At 54.1% G+C, this 17,565-nt stretch carries 15 protein-coding genes and 1 riboswitch; of the genes, 4 read left to right on the forward strand and 11 right to left on the reverse strand.

Going from position 1 to position 17,565, the window contains the following annotated elements; genetic code table 11:
• Nucleotides 1-17: 17 nt before the first annotated feature.
• From ACOTX1_RS01700 to ACOTX1_RS01715, 4 genes are all read right to left on the reverse strand, one after another.
• On the reverse strand, nucleotides 18-1,484 hold the full coding sequence (locus ACOTX1_RS01700; RefSeq protein WP_023314529.1) for a pyridoxal phosphate-dependent decarboxylase family protein: 1,467 nt from the start codon (nucleotides 1,482-1,484) through the stop codon (nucleotides 18-20).
• 18 nt (nucleotides 1,485-1,502) lie between these two features.
• Entirely contained in the window at nucleotides 1,503-2,879 is a 1,377-nt protein-coding gene (locus tag ACOTX1_RS01705; RefSeq protein ID WP_032634206.1) for a diaminobutyrate--2-oxoglutarate transaminase, read from the reverse strand.
• A 311-nt stretch (nucleotides 2,880-3,190) separates the two neighbouring features.
• A complete protein-coding gene (locus tag ACOTX1_RS01710) occupies nucleotides 3,191-3,634 on the reverse strand; it encodes a hypothetical protein (protein ID WP_003859249.1) in 444 nt (147 codons plus the stop codon).
• Nucleotides 3,635-3,818: 184 nt separating this feature from the next.
• Nucleotides 3,819-4,982, reverse strand: coding sequence for a YadA-like family protein (locus ACOTX1_RS01715; RefSeq protein ID WP_072253469.1), 1,164 nt, complete (start codon nucleotides 4,980-4,982; stop codon nucleotides 3,819-3,821).
• Nucleotides 4,983-5,597: 615 nt separating this feature from the next.
• Nucleotides 5,598-5,694, forward strand: a riboswitch (TPP riboswitch).
• Between the two features lie 35 nt (nucleotides 5,695-5,729).
• Here ACOTX1_RS01715 and thiM point away from each other — a divergent pair.
• Genes thiM through ACOTX1_RS01730 form a run of 3 tightly spaced genes read left to right on the forward strand, consistent with a single transcriptional unit; the run spans nucleotide 5,730 to nucleotide 8,086 of the window.
• Nucleotides 5,730-6,500 (forward strand): hydroxyethylthiazole kinase, encoded by a 771-nt coding sequence (thiM, locus tag ACOTX1_RS01720; protein WP_023314525.1) that lies wholly within the window; start codon nucleotides 5,730-5,732, stop codon nucleotides 6,498-6,500.
• Nucleotides 6,497-7,297, forward strand: a complete 801-nt coding sequence (gene thiD, locus ACOTX1_RS01725; protein ID WP_003859244.1) for a bifunctional hydroxymethylpyrimidine kinase/phosphomethylpyrimidine kinase — start codon at nucleotides 6,497-6,499, stop codon at nucleotides 7,295-7,297. The genes thiM and thiD overlap by 4 nt, the downstream gene beginning before the upstream one ends.
• Before the next feature lie 42 nt (nucleotides 7,298-7,339).
• Nucleotides 7,340-8,086 carry a GntR family transcriptional regulator gene (locus ACOTX1_RS01730; RefSeq protein WP_003859242.1) on the forward strand — a complete coding sequence of 249 codons (747 nt, stop codon included), beginning with the start codon at nucleotides 7,340-7,342 and terminating at the stop codon, nucleotides 8,084-8,086.
• On the opposite strand, the gene ACOTX1_RS01735 is transcribed toward ACOTX1_RS01730, so the two are convergent.
• The 3 genes from ACOTX1_RS01735 to ACOTX1_RS01745 are packed head-to-tail and all read right to left on the reverse strand — an operon-like array spanning nucleotide 8,060 to nucleotide 11,288.
• A complete protein-coding gene (locus ACOTX1_RS01735) occupies nucleotides 8,060-9,013 on the reverse strand; it encodes a PfkB family carbohydrate kinase (protein WP_003859240.1) in 954 nt (317 codons plus the stop codon). The two genes, ACOTX1_RS01730 and ACOTX1_RS01735, sit on opposite strands and share 27 nt — an antisense overlap.
• Entirely contained in the window at nucleotides 9,010-10,014 is a 1,005-nt protein-coding gene (locus tag ACOTX1_RS01740; RefSeq protein ID WP_194303420.1) for an ADP-ribosylglycohydrolase family protein, read from the reverse strand. The genes ACOTX1_RS01735 and ACOTX1_RS01740 overlap by 4 nt, the downstream gene beginning before the upstream one ends.
• Nucleotides 10,011-11,288, reverse strand: a complete 1,278-nt coding sequence (locus tag ACOTX1_RS01745) for a nucleoside permease (protein WP_003859236.1) — start codon at nucleotides 11,286-11,288, stop codon at nucleotides 10,011-10,013. Before ACOTX1_RS01745 ends, ACOTX1_RS01740 begins: the two co-directional genes overlap by 4 nt.
• 248 nt (nucleotides 11,289-11,536) lie before the next feature.
• On the opposite strand from ACOTX1_RS01745, the gene fbaB reads away from it, so the two are divergent.
• Nucleotides 11,537-12,589, forward strand: coding sequence for a class I fructose-bisphosphate aldolase (gene fbaB / locus ACOTX1_RS01750; protein ID WP_000129585.1), 1,053 nt, complete (start codon nucleotides 11,537-11,539; stop codon nucleotides 12,587-12,589).
• A 57-nt stretch (nucleotides 12,590-12,646) separates the two neighbouring features.
• On the opposite strand, the gene yegS is transcribed toward fbaB, so the two are convergent.
• The 4 genes from yegS to yegQ all read right to left on the reverse strand — a co-directional run bounded on the left by yegS (nucleotide 12,647) and on the right by yegQ (nucleotide 17,066).
• Nucleotides 12,647-13,546 carry a lipid kinase YegS gene (gene yegS, locus ACOTX1_RS01755; RefSeq protein WP_023314523.1) on the reverse strand — a complete coding sequence of 300 codons (900 nt, stop codon included), beginning with the start codon at nucleotides 13,544-13,546 and terminating at the stop codon, nucleotides 12,647-12,649.
• A gap of 170 nt (nucleotides 13,547-13,716) precedes the next feature.
• Nucleotides 13,717-14,322, reverse strand: coding sequence for a hypothetical protein (locus ACOTX1_RS01760; RefSeq protein WP_023314522.1), 606 nt, complete (start codon nucleotides 14,320-14,322; stop codon nucleotides 13,717-13,719).
• 7 nt (nucleotides 14,323-14,329) lie between these two features.
• Nucleotides 14,330-15,295, reverse strand: coding sequence for a hypothetical protein (locus ACOTX1_RS01765; protein ID WP_421766815.1), 966 nt, complete (start codon nucleotides 15,293-15,295; stop codon nucleotides 14,330-14,332).
• Nucleotides 15,296-15,704: 409 nt separating this feature from the next.
• Nucleotides 15,705-17,066, reverse strand: coding sequence for a tRNA 5-hydroxyuridine modification protein YegQ (yegQ, locus tag ACOTX1_RS01770; RefSeq protein WP_022651495.1), 1,362 nt, complete (start codon nucleotides 17,064-17,066; stop codon nucleotides 15,705-15,707).
• Nucleotides 17,067-17,565 lie beyond the last annotated feature (499 nt).

A 17,565-nucleotide genomic window follows, 5' to 3' on the forward strand; every position in this document is an offset into this window, starting at 1 on the left:
TGGGAGAGGGATAAGCATTACTTCGCCATCACTTCCTGCGCGGTACGCTCAACCAGAGACAGCAGGACTTTAACATCCTCCAGCGTCACGGTTGGGTTCAGCAGAGTCAGCTTCAGGCAGGTGATACCGTTATGCTCGGTCACACCGACGTTTGCACGGCCAGACTCCAGCAGCGCATCGCCAATTTTCTGGTTCAGCAGGGCAATACCGGCGTCATCCATTTGCGCCTGCGGACGGAAGCGGAACAGCACGCTTGCCAGTTGGGGTTGCATCACCAGTTCCAGAGCAGACTGCTCTTTCACGTAAGCCGCAACCTGCTGTGCCAGCGTCACGCCGTGATCGATGATTGCCGCGTATTGCTCCTGACCCAGCGCTTCCAGGCTCATCCACAGTTTCAGCGCGTCGAAACGGCGCGTGGTTTGCAGAGATTTGGAGACCAGGTTAGGTACACCTGCTTCTTCATCGAACTCAGAGTTCAGATAGGCCGCCTGATAGCGCATCAGCTCATAGTGACGCGCTTCCTTCAGCAGGAACGCACCGCAGCTGATGGTCTGGAAGAACTGCTTGTGGAAGTCCAGGGTGACGGAATCCACCAGCTCGATACCGTCCAGGTAGTGACGATACTGCTCAGACATCAGCAGCGCGCCGCCCCAGGCCGCATCAACGTGCACCCAGATATTGTGTTTCGCAGCCAGCTCAGCAATAGCACGCAGCGGATCGATAGCACCCGCATCGGTCGTACCGGCCGTGGCCACAATCGCCAGGATCTGCTCGCCGTTCGCGTTGCACTGTTCGATTTTCGCCGCCAGATCGGTGAGATCCATGCGGGAAAATTCGTCCGTTTTCACCTGCACCACGGACTGGTAGCCCAGACCCATCAGCGCCATGTTTTTCTGCACGGAGAAGTGTGCGTTTTCCGAGCACAGAACGCGGATCTTACGCAGATCGCCTGTCAGACCGTCCTGCTGAACAGAATGGCCCTGACGCGCAAAGAACGCGTCACGCGCCAGCATCAGCCCCATCAGGTTACTCTGGGTACCGCCGCTGGTGAAGACGCCTGCGTCGCCAGCCTGATAACCCACGCGGGTACGCAGCCACTCGATCAGTTTGATCTCAATGATGGTTGCGGACGGGCTTTGATCCCAGGAGTCCATACTCTGGTTGGTGGCGTTAATCAGTACTTCCGCCGCCTGGCTAACCACCAGGCTTGGGCAGTGTAGATGCGCCACGCACTGCGGGTGATGAACGGACAAGCTGTCTTTCAGGAAGAACTCCACGGCGCGTTCAATCGCCGCTTCGTTGCCCAGCCCTTTCGGGTTGAAATCCAGCTTAATACGGTCGCGCAGCTCCGCGACCGTTTTGCCCTGGTACATCTCAGGCTGTTTAAGCCACTGCATCACAGCCTGAGTGCTTTGTTCAATCGCCTGCTGGTAAGCTTCAATGCTCTGCGCAGAGGAGAACAAAATTGGGTTTGAATCAGACATCGTAATCAATAACTCCGGTTACGCCGGGCTAACGCCCGCAGCAAGCAGTGCCTGCTCGAATTTATCCAGGAAGACTTTCAGCTCGTCATCGCTGATCAGCAGAGAAGGCAGCAGACGCAGAACGATACCGTTACGGCCGCCACGCTCCAGAATCAAGCCTGCTTCGAAGCACTTCTTCTGAATCAGTGCAGACAGCTCGCCGTCGCCCGGGAAGCAACCCATTTGGTCAGCGGCTTCGTGCGGCTTAACGATCTCAATACCGATCATCATGCCCAGACCGCGAACGTGACCGATAACCGGATAGCGTTTCGCCATCTCTTTCAGCTGGCCTTTCAGCCATTCGCCCTGTGCGGCCACTTTGCTCGCGATATTCTGGTCTTTCAGGATCTTCAGCGTCGTCAGACCGGTTGCCATCGCCAGCTGGTTGCCGCGGAAGGTACCGGTATGGTGGCCTGGCGCCCATGCATCGAACTGCTTTTTGATACCGAGCACGGCCAGCGGCAGACCGCCACCGACTGCTTTAGACATCACGATGATGTCTGGCTCGATACCTGCGTGTTCGAAGGCAAAGAATTTACCGGTACGGGCAAAGCCAGCCTGGACTTCGTCGAGGATCAGCAGGATAGCGTGTTCCTGAGTGACTTTACGGATGCGCTGCAACCACTCAACAGGTGCCGGGTTCACGCCACCTTCACCCTGAACGGCTTCGAGGATCACCGCGGCAGGTTTACGCACGCCGCTTTCAACGTCGTTAATCAGATTTTCGAAGTAGTAGGTCAGCGCCTTCACGCCCGCTTCACCACCGATACCCAGTGGGCAACGGTACTCGTGTGGGTAAGGCATGAACTGGACTTCTGGCATCATACCGTCAACCGCTTCTTTAGGAGACAGGTTGCCGGTGACGGACAGTGCGCCGTGGGTCATACCGTGGTAACCACCAGAGAAACTGATGATACCGCTACGACCGGTCACTTTTTTCGCCAGCTTCAGCGCCGCTTCAACGGCGTCAGCCCCGGACGGGCCAGTGAATTGCAGGCAGTACTCTTTGCCCTGACCAGGCAACAGAGAGAGAAGGTATTCTGAAAACGCGTCTTTCAGCGGCGTGGTCAGATCCAGGGTATGTAACGGCAAGCCGCTGGTAATGACATTTTGGATGCTTTTCAGCACATCAGGATGATTGTGTCCAAGCGCGAGGGTGCCTGCGCCTGCTAAACAGTCAAGGTATTCATTATTATCTGCATCGGTGATCCACACGCCTTCTGCTTTTGTGATCGCTAAAGGCAGTTTGCGCGGATAACTCCTGACGTTAGATTCAAATTCGGCCTGACGGGCCAGATAGGTTTCGTTGCTTTTGTGGGCATCTACGGTGTCAATACGGACTTTATCCGTCATCATATCACTCCTACAACCGCCGCTTCGTTATGAGCCACGATTGAATAAAAAGTTAAAAAACAGATGGGGCCTGAAAAAAACGCCGCCAATATAGAGCCTTTTGTCACCGGGCTCAATGGTTAATTTGTTTACTGTTTTGTGACACAGGGCACAGGGCAGGGAAGAACGCCGTTTGTATGGGGAAGATTGCACTTTATGCTAAATAAAAACAGCAGCTTACGTATGATTTGTCAGCATTGTAAAATCAGACAAAAGAGTGTGACAAATCGTGCGATTGGCAGGCGAAAAGGAGGCAGAGAGCCTCCTTACGCTGTTTATTTCTGACTAACGCGTAAAACGCCGTGTTCGCGTCCCTTCGTTTTATTCCATGACGCGTCCGTAATACCGTTTTCATCCAGGCTTATCGATATCACAAAACCGTTACCATGGATCTCATAGAAATTCGCATTCAGACGTTTAACGCTGGCTTTTTTGCCGTTCACGGTAGCGCTAAAAAAGCCGTTAGAAAGCGTGGCGTTAACCGTATCCGACGAGAACGAGGCTTCACGCAGGGGATCGTGAACGGATGCCGTTGGTTCGTGTTGTGCCGTGTTTTCCGCTTTGGTTTTGCTGACATCGCAAGAGCCATCGCCAGCGCTAATTTGCGTGCATCCCGAACGTTCTAATTGAGCGCGATAATGGGCGTTTATGGCGTGCGCAGGCGAGACACAACCTGCAAGCACGGTACCACTTATGACTAACATCATTAATTTTTTCATTTTATTGCCTTAAAAACGACACAAATACCAGGAGACATACATCACGCCGATCCAGATCCCGACCGAAATCAGCATTAGATACAGGGCTACCGAAATAAAAATATATTTAGACATCTTTTTGTATCAACGAAATGCTTATCCGCAAAATGAGGCTTTATACTTGTCCCGACGATTTTTTTACGCTTTAAAAGCCCATACCAATCCCAACCGAAGCGCCCATATTATTCGCAGTGTCATCTGAGAAGCTCACTTTCGCGATGACATGGGAATTAAAGTTAACGGACGCACCGACAGCAAGCGCGCTCTCACCGTTGTAAGTCGCACCACCAGCAGAGAACATGACGCGCTGATTGGTTTGCACTTGTGGCAAACCCGCCATCGCCATCGCCCCTGAAATACCGGCATTAGCCTGCTTCTTATTATTGTCCACTTCATCACGCAGAGATTTAAATTGCTGGCTGGTGTTAGTATTCATTGCCTGTAATGACTGCCTGGTGGCTTGCAGATCCTGCGTGGCGGCAGTAACAGCCAGGCTATTTTTAGCGACCTTCGCCTGGGTAGCTGTATCCAGCTGTCGTTGTGTCACGGTGGTTGTCACACCATCTTTACCGTTATGACCGTCTGCACCGTCGCGACCGTTTCTTCCCGCAATGCCTTGTGCGCCAGTATCACCCTTATCACCTTTCATACCTGTCGCGCCAGCATCGCCTTTTTCACCCTTCGCGCCAGTTACACCGGTATCCCCTTTATCGCCCTTTGCGCCAGTCGCGCCGGTATCCCCTTTATCGCCCTTTGCGCCAGTCGCACCGGTATCCCCTTTATCACCCTTTGCGCCAGTCGCACCGGTATCCCCTTTATCACCCTTTGCGCCAGTCGCACCGGTATCCCCTTTATCACCTTTCGCTCCATCTGTACCGTTGATGGGTTTAGGTGCATTTTCGAGAGCAGTAAGGCGGCTATCCTGAATATTATCGACGTGTTGAAGGTTGATAATGGCTGTGCCGTTAGTCGCCACACCCTGTAAGGCCGTCTCACTTTTCAGACTGGCGGTATCGGCAAGTGCGCCAGCAAGCAACGCTTTCTGATGTGCGTCGTTAGCCATTTTATCCACGACTAACACGCCCAGTTTTGTGGACTGAAGGTCGTCGTTAACCTGCGTTAAGCGGTTATCCGTTGCGCTATCACGGTTAATACTATCAGCGTTGTTTTGTGTAATTTGATCCTGATGGTCATTTACAATATTAGTGATTTGCTGATCGTCCCAAACCGTATTCGCGGCTTCAGCCTGGCTCATTGTACCCGCTAAGACAATGCCCATTACAAAAATAGCAGTAAAGTTTTTATTCATAGATTTCATTTAAAAAGCTCACATCATTAATTATCGAAAATACTGAAGCTGAACAGCTTTATTTTTTGGATTTACAAAACGGTTGAAGATTATCTAAATCTTATTTAGTAACGAGAGTGAACTATCAATTAAACGCAAACCAATGATGTTGATCTAAGTCATAAATACTATGAATAGTTCCGAGGGCGTAAAAGTCATTTTGCGGTTGTTATTAATGTAAACATTAAAGTGAAAATGACGAGGAAAATGAGAGGGTCAGATTAAGTAATTGACAGAAATAAATTTCTGCAAAATAAATGTTTACATTGATGCCTGAGTTTATTTCATACGAAAGCAGGTGGGCTGTCTTATAAAATCACTCCCGGTGAGTCATTATGGATAAAAATAAAATTTCTCAGCACAGAAAGTGAATATTATATTTAATGAGTTCTTAACAAATATGGCGGGATAATTAACTGAACAATAATGTATACATATTGAGCGTAGTTAATATCTTGTCGTTTATTGTTCGTTACAGGGGGTTAACGGACAGCCCAAAACTCCTTGCACCCGGGTTACCCCCCGGTTACACTACATGACTACGAAATGCCATTTTGTAAGTAACTGTTTTATAAGTAATTTGACTCGGGGTGCCCTTCTTTGTGAAGGCTGAGAAATACCCGTATTACCTGATCTGGATAATGCCAGCGTAGGGAAGTCAGATGCCTACCCGGTCATCGCTTCTTCACGCACGGCAGGAGCGAAACCATGCAGCCTGACCTGCTCGACTCACACGTTTTACATCAATTCCGAACCCGTTCCCCGCTCACGCACTGTATGACCAACGATGTCGTGCAGACCTTCACCGCCAACGTGCTGCTCGCGCTGGGCGCCTCCCCGGCAATGGTGATCGAAGCCGAGGAAGCGGAACAGTTTGCCGCGCTTGCCGATGCTCTGCTCATCAACGTGGGTACACTCACCGCACCGCGCGCCCAGTCGATGCGTCGGGCTATTGAGAGCGCTGTAGCCGCGGGCACACCCTGGGTTCTGGATCCGGTTGCGGTTGGCGCGCTGGCGTTCCGCACCCGTTTTTGCCAGCAAATATTATCCCTTAAACCTGCGGCCATTCGTGGAAACGCCTCCGAAATCCTCGCCCTTGCCGGAATGAGTGCGGGCGGGCGCGGGGTTGATTCCACCGATACGGCAGCGAGCGCGTTGACCGCTGCGCAGACGCTCGCCCGTCAGACCCATGCCGTTGTGGTCGTCACAGGAGAAGTGGATCACATCACTGATGTTCAGCGAACCCGTACGGTCGCGGGCGGCGACCTGCTGATGACCCGCGTGGTAGGAACTGGCTGTGCGCTCTCGGCGGTCGTCGCCGCATGCTGCTCGCTGCCTGGCGACAGGCTTGATAACGCGACGGCTGCCTGCGGCTTTATGAAGCGCGCAGGGTCAGTTGCCCTGACTCAAAGCCGGGGGCCCGGCAGCTTTTCCTCCGCGTTTCTGGACGCGCTTTACGCGCTGGAGGAACAGGTATGACACGCATAAATGCCCTGACTATTGCGGGAACCGATCCCAGCGGCGGAGCGGGGATCCAGGCAGACCTGAAAACCTTCTCTGCGCTCGGCGCTTACGGATGTTCGGTTATCACCGCGCTGGTGGCGCAAAACACGCGCGGTGTACAGTCGGTGTATCGCATTGAGCCGGATTTTGTCGCCGCACAGCTGGATTCGGTATTCAGCGATGTACGTATCGACACCACCAAAATTGGCATGCTCGCAGAGGCGGACATTGTTGAAGCGGTCGCGGAACGTCTCAAACGTTATCAGATAAAAAACGTGGTGCTCGATACCGTGATGCTGGCCAAAAGCGGCGATCCGCTGCTCTCCGCCTCGGCCGTCGACACCCTGCGTAAAAAGCTGCTGCCGCAGGTGGCGCTGATCACGCCAAACCTGCCTGAGGCCGCCGCGCTGCTGGATGCGCCACACGCGCAAAACGAACGTGAAATGAAAGAGCAGGGCAATGCGCTGCTGGCGATGGGGTGTCGCGCGGTACTGATGAAAGGCGGTCATCTCGATGATGCAGAAAGCCCGGACTGGCTCTTCACCCACGATGGCGCGCAACGTTTCACCGCCCCGCGCGTACAGACCAAAAACACCCACGGCACGGGCTGTACGCTCTCGGCGGCGCTGGCGGCGCTGCGTCCCCGAAACGCGAACTGGGCGGATACGGTACAGGAGGCGAAGATCTGGCTCTCGGACGCGCTGGCAAAAGCCGATTCTCTGGAAGTGGGTCACGGTATTGGGCCGGTTCACCATTTTCATGCATGGTGGTAAGCCGTATACTGGCATAAAACCTTATGCCAGAGAAAAACAGAGATGGAACAAGCGCATACCCGGTTAATTGCTCAACTCAAGGAACGAATTGCCGCACCGGACAACACGCCGCTGTATCTGAAATTTGCCGAAACGGTTAAAAACGCGGTACGCAGCGGCGTGCTCGCGCACGGTAATATTTTGCCTGGCGAGCGCGATCTGAGCCAGCTTGCCGGTGTGTCGCGCATTACGGTGCGTAAAGCGATGCAGGCGCTGGAAGAGGCTGGCGTCGTCACCCGCGCGCGTGGATACGGTACGCAAATCAACAATATCTTTGAATATTCGCTAAAAGAGGCGCGCGGGTTTTCTCAGCAGGTGGTGCTGCGGGGCAAAACGCCCAACACGCTGTGGGTTAATAAACGCGTCGTGAAATGTCCGGAGGAGATCGCCCGCCACCTTTCCCTTGCGCCAGACAGTGATGTATTTCTGCTTAAGCGCATCCGCTATGTGGATGACGATGCAGTATCGATAGAGGAGTCCTGGGTACCAGTAGGATTAATTCCCAACCCGGACGACATTGGCGTCTCGCTTTATGATTACTTCCGCAGCCAGAATATCTTTCCGCAGCGCACCCGGTCCCGCGTCAGCGCCCGGATGCCGGACAGCGAGTTTCAGGCGCATATCAAGATGGACGATAAGATACCGGTGCTGGTGATCAAGCAAGTCGCGCTCGATCAACAGCACCGGCCAATTGAGTACAGCATCAGCTACTGCCGCAGCGACCTATACGTCTTTGTGTGCGAGGAGTAGGGCCTCGCGCGTGGGGGCGCAGTCGCCACCGCGATGGCTGACTACCCAGGCGGCTACGGCATTGCCAAGCTGCACCGCCTCTGGCAGTGACCATCCCGCGGCCAGACCGGCAAGGGTACCTCCCGCATGGCTGTCACCCGCGCCGATGGTATCGACCACGGTAGCAGGAAACGCCGGAACGTGTCCGGAAGCGTCACCGTCATACCAGACCGCCCCGTCTTTATCATGGCGTACGATCAGCGCAGCGCCAAACCTCTGCTGCCACCGTGTGCCGAGCTCTTCCACGCTTACGCCAAGCCATTCTGCGGCAAGTTCCGCCTCCTGACGATTAAGCGAGACCATCGGTTTGCAGGCCATAATCCTTGCCATCAGCGGGTCGGGAATATCCGCGATGCGCGGACCGAAATCGATAAAGAGCGTCGCATCCTGAAGACTTTCCAGCCAGGCCGTCAGCAGCTCACCGCTGGGGGACGCCAGCTGGTAGCCGGACAAAGAGATCAGGCTCCCTGCCGGCACGCTTAACCCGTCCAGCCAGCGCTGCTGCCACTGATTCTCCACGCCGCTGAACGACATAAAGGTCCGTTCACCGTCAGGCTCCACCAGCGCCAGGCACCAGCCGTTATCGCCCGTTTCCGCTTCCACGGCGCTGTGCAGATCCTGCTTCGCCATGGCGTTACGGATAATATCGGCCCACACGCCGTGGCCGACAGGAAGCGCGTTTTGCGCAGCAATGCCGAGCCGCTTCAGGGCGATGGCGATATTCAGCGCGCAGCCGCCAATATTCACTCCCTGTTGCTTCAGTTCGATATCACACCCGCGCCAGGGCAGAGCGTAGGCGTCGGCAATCACGTCGATGACCGCCGCGCCGAGCACCGTTACGGGACGCGTGGCGTGAAGGGTTTCGAGACGGCGGGCAAAAGCACTCATACGCCCTCCCTGTGCTCCCGGAAGTGCAGCAGTTTTTCACAGTAGTGGCCGAAATCGAGCCGGTTTACGGCATCAAGTTCGTTTTTGAGTGCCGGATCAATGGCCTGTACACCGTGCAGCGCACCGCAGATGGCCGTTGCCATCGCGCCGATAGTGTCAGTATCACCGCCCAGGTTGGCGCATAACACCGCGCAGCGGTTCGGATCGGTGCCCGCGAGTTCGACCATCGCAATCGCCGCCGGAACGGACTCAAGGGTGCTCGTGCCCGCGCCAATAAGCTGATAGATCTGCTCGCTGGCGGACTCGGTACCGTTGGCTTCGCGCACGGTTTTCAGGGCCAGCTCAATACGAGCGGAAAGTGATGCGCTGAAGGTGGTCGTGTTCGCCTCCTGTGCCGCACGGGCAATACCCGGCAGGGCATCGGCGATGTTCTGCCAGCGCTCGCCGTCGATAGCGCGTGAAACCGCCCAGGCGATCACCACCGCACCGGCGATGGCGAGATCCGATTTATGGGTCGGGCTGGAGGCTAACGCAACCTGTTCCACAAAGTGCGCCAGATGCGTGGCCGGCAGCAGGCATCCCAGCGGGGAGGCGCGCATCGCCGCACCGTTGGTGACGCCGTTGTTTTCCAGCTGGCTCACCGGCTTGCCGTCACGGATGGCGTTCAGGGCAATTTTGGAGGTCGGGCCGAGTACATTCTTATTGAACGCGTCAAAATCCAGCGCCCAGTCCAGAATATGCTTACCGATAACGTCAGGGTTAATTTCCCCCTCGCATTCGATAATCGCATCGGCCAGGCACAGCGCCATCGACGTATCATCCGTAAATTCGGCCTGCTTAAAGTAACAGGCGGCATTATTCTCAGCCGGGCCGGGTAAGAAACGGTCGATCCAGCCGAAGTGCGCTTTCACCCGCTTGCGCGGCCACAGCTCCGACGGCATTCCCATCGCATCCCCTAACGCCTGCCCGTAAAGAGCACCGAGAATACGGTCTTGTTTCATTTAACTTCCCCTCGTGTCAGCGCGGTATCGCCATCAACCACCTCAATTGCGGTGATCTCTTTATCCGATTCGCGGAAAAACAGCATAAACAGCACGGCAATCACCACAATCATGATTGCACCAAACGTCCACATTCCGGCCCAGTTGAAGGTCAGCCCATTCACCGGCTCTTTATATGCGAACATTTTTTCCATCATCACGCCGCCGAGACGGTAACCCAGCAGGCTACCAAAGCCCTGACAGCACAGCGTGATCAAGCCCTGCGCCGCGTTGCGCATATGCACGGGCGCTTTTTTATCCACGTAGATGTACGCGGTAACGTAATAGAAGTCATAGCTTACGCCGTGCAGCAGAATGCCGAGGAACAGCAGGGCGTAGGTGAAGTATTGCTCGGCGCCACCGTAAACAAAGAAACCGTAGCGAATGGCGGCGGTGATCAGGCCCAGCAGCAAGACCTTCTTAATACCAAAGCGTTTGGTAAAGAACGGCAGAGCGAGCATGAAGAAGATTTCAGAGAACTGGCCGAGGGTCATCCAGCCGGTGGCGTTTTTCATTCCCACTTCGGTGAGATAGCCGTTGGCAAAGATGTAGTAGAAGGCCAGCGGCATGGCGAACAGGAACGAGCAGAAGAAGAACACCAGAAAGTTTTTATCGCGCAGCAGGATCAGCGCATCCAGCCCCAGCATCACTTTGAAATCCAGCTTGCCGGTACTCTTTGGTGGCGTGTTCGGCAGGAACAGCGCGAAGACGCCGAGCAGAAGGGAGCTGGCAGCGGTCATCAGCAGCGGAATATTGGTGTCAGAGATGTCGCTATAGCCCATCATCTGCGGCAGGAAGCCGCACGCCAGGCCGGAGGCAATCCAGCCGATGGTGCCCATCACGCGGATGCGCGGGAAATCAGCCTCTACGTCATCGACGTTCGCGAAGGCGATGCTGTTGGTCAGCGCGATGGTCGGCATATAGGTCAGGGAGTAGGCCAGCAGCAGCGGGAAGAAGGTGCTGAACTGGGTTTGCTGTGCTGCGAAATACATCAGAATCGCGCCAGCGAACATCAGCACGGCCAGCACTTTCTGGGCGGCGAAGAAACGGTCCGTCAGCGAGCCGACCAGGATAGGAGAGAGGATCGCGGCAATCGCGGTACAGGCATACGACCAGCCAATTTCCCCGGCGGTAAACCCGCTCTTACTCAGCCACAGCCACAGCGGCACAAACCATGCGCCCCAGATAAACCATTCAACGAACATCATGAATGACAGTTGGACTTTCGTTTTCATTTTTTAATCCTGCATGTCAGAGGTACGCATGTAACATACCATGTGATAATACCTTTTAAATACCTTTAAGGCGATTGTTTGATCAGTGTAACAAAAATGTTGTACACGAAACGAGCCAGCAGATTGTGCTTAAAAAAGTTGCAAATGGTGGAAAATAGGTTAAGTCGGTACCAGGCTTAGTCTGCCTGCAAAAACGTGGGCTTGGATCACACGCTCCGACATCATGTCGGACTTACGGGAGCATCACTATGACTGATATTGCGCAGCTGCTTGGCAAAGACGCCGACAGCCTTTTACAGCATCGTTGTATGACCATTCCAGCCGACCAGCTTTATCTGCCTGGCCATGATTACGTAGACCGGGTCATGGTCGACAACAACCGTCCGCCTGCCGTACTGCGAAACATGCAGACGCTTTACAATACCGGCCGTCTGGGCGGGACCGGCTATCTCTCCATTCTGCCCGTTGACCAGGGCGTAGAGCACTCGGCGGGAGCGTCGTTTGCTGCTAACCCGCTCTACTTTGACCCGAAAAACATTGTCGAGCTGGCGATTGAAGCAGGGTGTAACTGTGTGGCATCGACGTATGGCGTGCTGGCCTCCGTTTCTCGCCGCTATGCTCACCGCATTCCGTTCCTCGTCAAGCTGAACCACAACGAAACCCTGAGCTACCCAACCGAATATGACCAGACGCTGTACGCCAGCGTCGAGCAGGCGTTCAACATGGGCGCGGTGGCGGTCGGGGCAACCATCTATTTCGGCTCTGAACAGTCGCGACGTCAGATTGAAGAAATCTCCGCGGCGTTCGAGCGTGCCCACGAGCTGGGCATGGTAACCGTGCTGTGGGCCTATCTGCGTAACGCGTCATTCAAGAAAGACGGCGTGGATTACCACGTATCAGCGGATCTGACCGGTCAGGCAAACCACCTGGCAGCAACCATCGGCGCGGACATCGTGAAGCAGAAAATGGCCGAGAATAACGGCGGCTATAAAGCGGTGAACTTTGGCTATACCGACGACCGCGTGTACAGCAAGCTGACCAGCGACAACCCGATCGATCTGGTGCGCTACCAGCTGGCGAACTGCTACATGGGCCGCGCCGGGCTGATTAACTCCGGCGGTGCGGCAGGCGGTGAAACTGACCTGACCGACGCGGTGCGCACGGCGGTCATTAACAAACGTGCGGGCGGTATGGGGCTGATCCTGGGCCGTAAGGCGTTTAAAAAATCCATGGCCGACGGCGTGAAGCTGATTAATGCGGTTCAGGATGTCTATCTGGACAGTAAAGTCACGATTGCCTGACGCCACCGTATCCCTCTCCCTCAAAGGAGAGGGCATTATCGCGCACCCTGTCAAACATCAGCGCAACAGCACGCAGTCCGGCGGCAACCGGCACTGCAACGCACCGGGCAAGACCTCAATGCGGAATCGCTCGCCGCTGAGCGGCTCTCCGTCGAGGTTAAAGGTCATGCCGTGTGGGGCGATCACTTCAAACCACGCGGATTTCCCGTCGATGATATTGGGGCTCTCCTCTGGCTGCGTCAGCGTCGTAAACAGCGCAGGCAGCAGCCCGTCGCCGGTAAAAATACGCAGCTGTAATTGACCGTCGTTGATCAATGCTTCCGGGCAAAGCTGCTGACCGCCCCCCGCCTGCCGCCCGTTGCCGATACCAATCACCAGCGCGTCGCCCTGCCAGTGGAAGTTCTCACCGTGAATTTCACAGCTGTCGGGCTTGAGGGTGTCCATGCGCATTAGGCCATGGATGAGATACGAAACGCCGCCCAGCGCGGCTTTCAGTTTTTCCGGTGTTTCGCTGGTGATCCGCGTGCCGAAACCGCCCGTTGCCATATTGATAAAGCAGGTTCTTTCATTCACCTGCGCAATATCGACGGCGGTCGCTTTCCCGAGGATAGCCAGTTGCAGTGCTTTGCCTAAATCCTCAGGTATACCGGCGCTGGTGGCAAAATCGTTGGCGGTACCGAGCGGTAAAATCCCCATCGCCGGGCGAGCTGCGGCGTTGAGGTCAATGAGCGCACCGGCGATCTCGTTGATCGTTCCGTCGCCGCCGCCGGAAATGATGGTCTCAGCGCCTAACCTGATACCTTCATCGATATAGCGCGCCGCATCGCCTTTTTCAAAGGTCACCCGCACGTGAATGCGCGCGCCATCTTCACGCAATTCGGTAATCGCCTGGCGCAGCAGATCGTTGCCTGCACTCTTGCCGTTAAGAATTAATAAACTGTCTGGATAGGTTGCCATCCGGGTTGCTCCCTTTTTTAGCTATAGAAAGAGTGTATCCCAGAGAGGGAAAAAGCGGGTAAGAACAGGATGAAAGGCAAAAAATAAGCCCGCGTAAGGGCTTTGAAATCGACTAAAGAACCCCGTAGCGCTTACAGTGCATACTACTGCCGCTCAATTGACTATTGTGGTCAACGTTTGAGGTGTGACATTGGCCTTGCCTCGATTTTGAGCTGCTTACGCCAGACCCGATTATGTAGCGTTAGCGCAATGGAGCGGTAAAAAATCGATGAATTCATCCACATAATGTTCAGAAAGAAACATCCCAGCCCCAGCAAAGAGGTTATTTGCGGTGTGTAGTTCTCAACAGGGCCGAATAAAAGCGAAATCCCCGTCCAGATGAAATAAATGATGCTCATTATGCCTGTCAGCGTAATGACGAAAATATGCAGTTTATATCCAGGTAAAGAACCTCGTGTAGTCAGAAACATCGTGCTCATCACTACCAGACAATACACAATCGCTGCAATGAATACTCCCATCATAACCTTAAATTCGGGTAAGCCGAGCCAGCGAAACAGCAACAACCAGAGGGACACTTGCAGCATGGCGTAGCAAAAAATAGCCAGTAACGTGCTCACTGCCAAAGGAATTCCTGTCATATGGACGCCCACAGGAACGCCGAACCGATCTTTTAACTGTTCTTTTAATGTTTCAAGCTGGTTGAGATCATCGGTCGCCATTTTACTTTTAACCAAAGCACTTAATGCAAGGCTATCTCTAATGTATTTCATCATGGACGGGTCAATAATTTCCTGTAAATGAAAAAGACTGAATTAAACCAAAAATGTATTTACCCGTTTGTGCAACATTCTGTGGATTTCTGATATTTCCTGAGATGGCACTTCCAACGAAGGCAGAAGTATTTGAAATGGTATTCAGCAACTCACGCTGTAAGAGCAACTGCAACGCTTCTGACGGATAACGTTTGGGATACACGCCTGCCTTCATTGCTGCTTTTACACCTGAATTCGAGATGCCGGGATTGCGGATACGAATAATCTCCTCTGTTAATCGCGTACGGTCGGCCCGGCTCATTTTTTGTAATAAGGAGAGCAAACTCTCAGACGATGAACGGTTAAGAAGGCGATATGTTAATGCAGCGCTTTTTAAACCCGCAGCAGCCCCGGCAAGAGAAATCGCATCCAGGGCTGTGTTGGTTGCTGTATACCACTCCTGGGAATCCATCCACGCAACGTAATCATCATGATTCATAGCAATCAACGATAGTCGGCCAAGCCCATTTGCACATTGAATTCCAGTTGCTAAACCACCGGCTAAAATCACAGCGGCTATAGCACCGGAAGACCCTGCAGTGAGAGGTATAGCCATACCGGCCCCTGCCGCAAGTACAACAGTAAGAATTGCGGCTCCGCAGGAAATTGCCGTTGAACCAATTTCAGTTGCCAGGGAAGGGGAATTAATCGTCGCCGTTGTTGCCTGAACAGGGTTAACTAATGCGGCATTTACTTTGGTTATGACTACATGACTAACCGAGCTTTCGTTTGGTGTCGCAATCCTTCTTGATGGCCGTACTAGCCACTGACGTGTACCGTCTGAGTAGATAATCCCGGCCTGGCTAAAATTTCTGCTACAGTCCAGTTGACCTGCAAGTGCTGTGAAATTTATATCGCCGCCAGAGGCAAGACCAAGACTGCGTGCGAGTTCGTAATCTGGAAGATCCTTTGAAAATTGTCCTGTGAATGTCACTTCATCTCTCCGTCCGTGTGAAACGTTGATTGTTAATAAATCAAGAGTAAAGGTCCTGTTAACACTTAAAATTAGGAATGTTCCGAATAGTGTTCATCCCTCTCAAATCCATTAAAAAATGTGATTAGGATCCTTTGTTCGTTCGATTTGCTTAGATGATACGCCTAATGCTGACACAACCTTTCCCGGGTCAATGCAACGCCATATTTATCAGGGGGAAAAATTTCAGGAGTTAACAAAAAAATAAGCCCGCGTAAGGGAGATTACGCAGGCTAAGGAGGTGGTTCCTGGTACAGCTAGCATTTATGGGTTATGTTTTTCAGCGGGGGGGATAATACCCGTATTGAACGAAGCGGTATGTGATCCGATTCTAAGAATTATCCCAGCGTGAAAAAATCCCGTTGATTGACTATTTGCCGTGTGGATTTCGGGTATTTTCACCTTCAAAATTACGCATCAGCAGCGCAAACTCCAGCTCCACCTCTTCAGGAACCGGCAGCCAGACCACATGGCCGTCGCCAGGTGCGACCTCAATCGCCTCACCTTTTTTGTTTTCCAGGTGCTCCAGTCGGAAGTTCATGTTGCCCTGCGGCGTCATCAGCTCCAGGCTGTCGCCTTTAGTGAATTTGTTTTTTACGGCGACGGCGGCCAGCGGGCCTTTACGCTCGCCGGTGAAGTCGCCTACAAACTGCTGGCGTTCGGAAATCGAATAGCCATGCTCGTAGTTCTGGTAGTCGTCGTGAGTGTGACGACGCAGGAAACCTTCGGTATAGCCGCGATGCGCCAGACCTTCCAGCGTTTCCAGCAGGCTGGTGTCGAACGGTTTACCGGCAGCGGCATCGTCGATGGCTTTGCGATATACCTGTGCGGTACGGGCGCAGTAGTAGTAAGACTTGGTGCGGCCTTCAATTTTCAGGGAGTGTACGCCCATCTTGGTTAAACGCTCGACGTGCGCGATGGCGCGCAGATCTTTAGAGTTCATGATGTAGGTGCCGTGCTCGTCTTCGAAGGCGGTCATGTACTCACCCGGACGTTTGGCTTCTTCGATCATAAACACGCTGTCGGTAGGCGCGCCGATACCCAGCGTTGGCTCAACGTTGGTGACCGGGATCGGCTCGTGTTTATGCACGATGTTACCGATGTCATCCTCTTTGCCTTCCTGAACGTTATATTCCCAGCGGCAGGCGTTGGTGCAGGTGCCCTGGTTCGGGTCACGCTTGTTGATATAGCCAGAGAGCAGGCAGCGGCCGGAGTAGGCCATGCACAGCGCGCCATGAACGAAGATTTCGATCTCCATATCCGGCACCTGGGTGCGGATCTCTTCGATCTCTTCGAGGGACAGCTCGCGGGACAGAATGACGCGGGTCAGCCCCATCTGTTTCCAGAATTTCACCGTTGCCCAGTTGACGGCGTTAGCCTGCACTGAGAGGTGAATGTCCATCTCCGGGAAATTCTCCCGAACCAGCATGATTAAACCCGGGTCCGACATGATCAGCGCGTCCGGCCCCATCTCCACGACCGGCTTCAGGTCACGAATGAATGTTTTCAGCTTGGCGTTGTGCGGCGCGATGTTCACCACCACGTAGAATTTTTTGCCCAGGGCATGCGCTTCATTGATGCCGAGCTGAAGATTCTCGTGGTTGAATTCGTTGTTACGCACGCGCAGCGAGTAGCGCGGCTGGCCCGCGTAGACGGCGTCGGCGCCATAGGCGAAAGCGTAACGCATATTTTGCAGCGTTCCCGCCGGGGAAAGGAGTTCCGGTTTAAACATGTTTGTTCTCGTTCTGATGACAGGTCAGATCCGCATGCACCTGATGCAGCGGTAAGGGGAGATCCCCCACTTTAAGGGCGGGCATTGTAGCGCTGCGGGGAAGAGAGGTAAAGCTTTGCCCCTCACCCTAGCCCTCTCCCCTTTGGGGCTGAGGGTTCCCCACAAAATAATGCCTGCACAGACGGCCCCCTCTCCCTTGAGGGAGAGGGCTGGGGTGAGGGGGAACATACAGCTCTGGTGGTCATTCCGTTCACGTTATGTTCCTTGCTACTCTGTCACGACATGGCCGGTGAACGTGCCAGGGGGGCTCAGTCGCCACCACCCTGGCGACCCGGGCTTCCGGCGGAAAATCGCCGCTTCGCGGTGCCTTCGGCTTATTCCTTCCGGCTTATCGGGGACGGGCGGAGGTAACATCCCTGTAAAGCCCGCCCTCTCGGCGCATCCCTGCGCCTCGCCCCGGCCTACAGGAAACGCCTCAGCGATTTACAGCCGGACCAGG

The sequence above is a fragment of the Enterobacter cloacae complex sp. IR5401 genome (assembly GCF_049238425.1).
GTDB classification, from domain to species: Bacteria; Pseudomonadota; Gammaproteobacteria; order Enterobacterales; family Enterobacteriaceae; genus Enterobacter; species Enterobacter hormaechei_C.

What these genes read in the sequence shown, in the direction of transcription:
- ACOTX1_RS01700 (WP_023314529.1), bottom strand. Translation starts at nt 1,484, where the DNA reads ATGTCTGATTCAAACCCAATTTTGTTCTCCTCTGCGCAGAGCATTGAA.
- ACOTX1_RS01705 (WP_032634206.1), bottom strand. Translation starts at nt 2,879, where the DNA reads ATGATGACGGATAAAGTCCGTATTGACACCGTAGATGCCCACAAAAGC.
- ACOTX1_RS01710 (WP_003859249.1), bottom strand. Translation starts at nt 3,634, where the DNA reads ATGAAAAAATTAATGATGTTAGTCATAAGTGGTACCGTGCTTGCAGGT.
- ACOTX1_RS01715 (WP_072253469.1), bottom strand. Translation starts at nt 4,982, where the DNA reads ATGAATAAAAACTTTACTGCTATTTTTGTAATGGGCATTGTCTTAGCG.
- thiM (WP_023314525.1), top strand. Translation starts at nt 5,730, where the DNA reads ATGCAGCCTGACCTGCTCGACTCACACGTTTTACATCAATTCCGAACC.
- thiD (WP_003859244.1), top strand. Translation starts at nt 6,497, where the DNA reads ATGACACGCATAAATGCCCTGACTATTGCGGGAACCGATCCCAGCGGC.
- ACOTX1_RS01730 (WP_003859242.1), top strand. Translation starts at nt 7,340, where the DNA reads ATGGAACAAGCGCATACCCGGTTAATTGCTCAACTCAAGGAACGAATT.
- ACOTX1_RS01735 (WP_003859240.1), bottom strand. Translation starts at nt 9,013, where the DNA reads ATGAGTGCTTTTGCCCGCCGTCTCGAAACCCTTCACGCCACGCGTCCC.
- ACOTX1_RS01740 (WP_194303420.1), bottom strand. Translation starts at nt 10,014, where the DNA reads ATGAAACAAGACCGTATTCTCGGTGCTCTTTACGGGCAGGCGTTAGGG.
- ACOTX1_RS01745 (WP_003859236.1), bottom strand. Translation starts at nt 11,288, where the DNA reads ATGAAAACGAAAGTCCAACTGTCATTCATGATGTTCGTTGAATGGTTT.
- fbaB (WP_000129585.1), top strand. Translation starts at nt 11,537, where the DNA reads ATGACTGATATTGCGCAGCTGCTTGGCAAAGACGCCGACAGCCTTTTA.
- yegS (WP_023314523.1), bottom strand. Translation starts at nt 13,546, where the DNA reads ATGGCAACCTATCCAGACAGTTTATTAATTCTTAACGGCAAGAGTGCA.
- ACOTX1_RS01760 (WP_023314522.1), bottom strand. Translation starts at nt 14,322, where the DNA reads ATGATGAAATACATTAGAGATAGCCTTGCATTAAGTGCTTTGGTTAAA.
- yegQ (WP_022651495.1), bottom strand. Translation starts at nt 17,066, where the DNA reads ATGTTTAAACCGGAACTCCTTTCCCCGGCGGGAACGCTGCAAAATATG.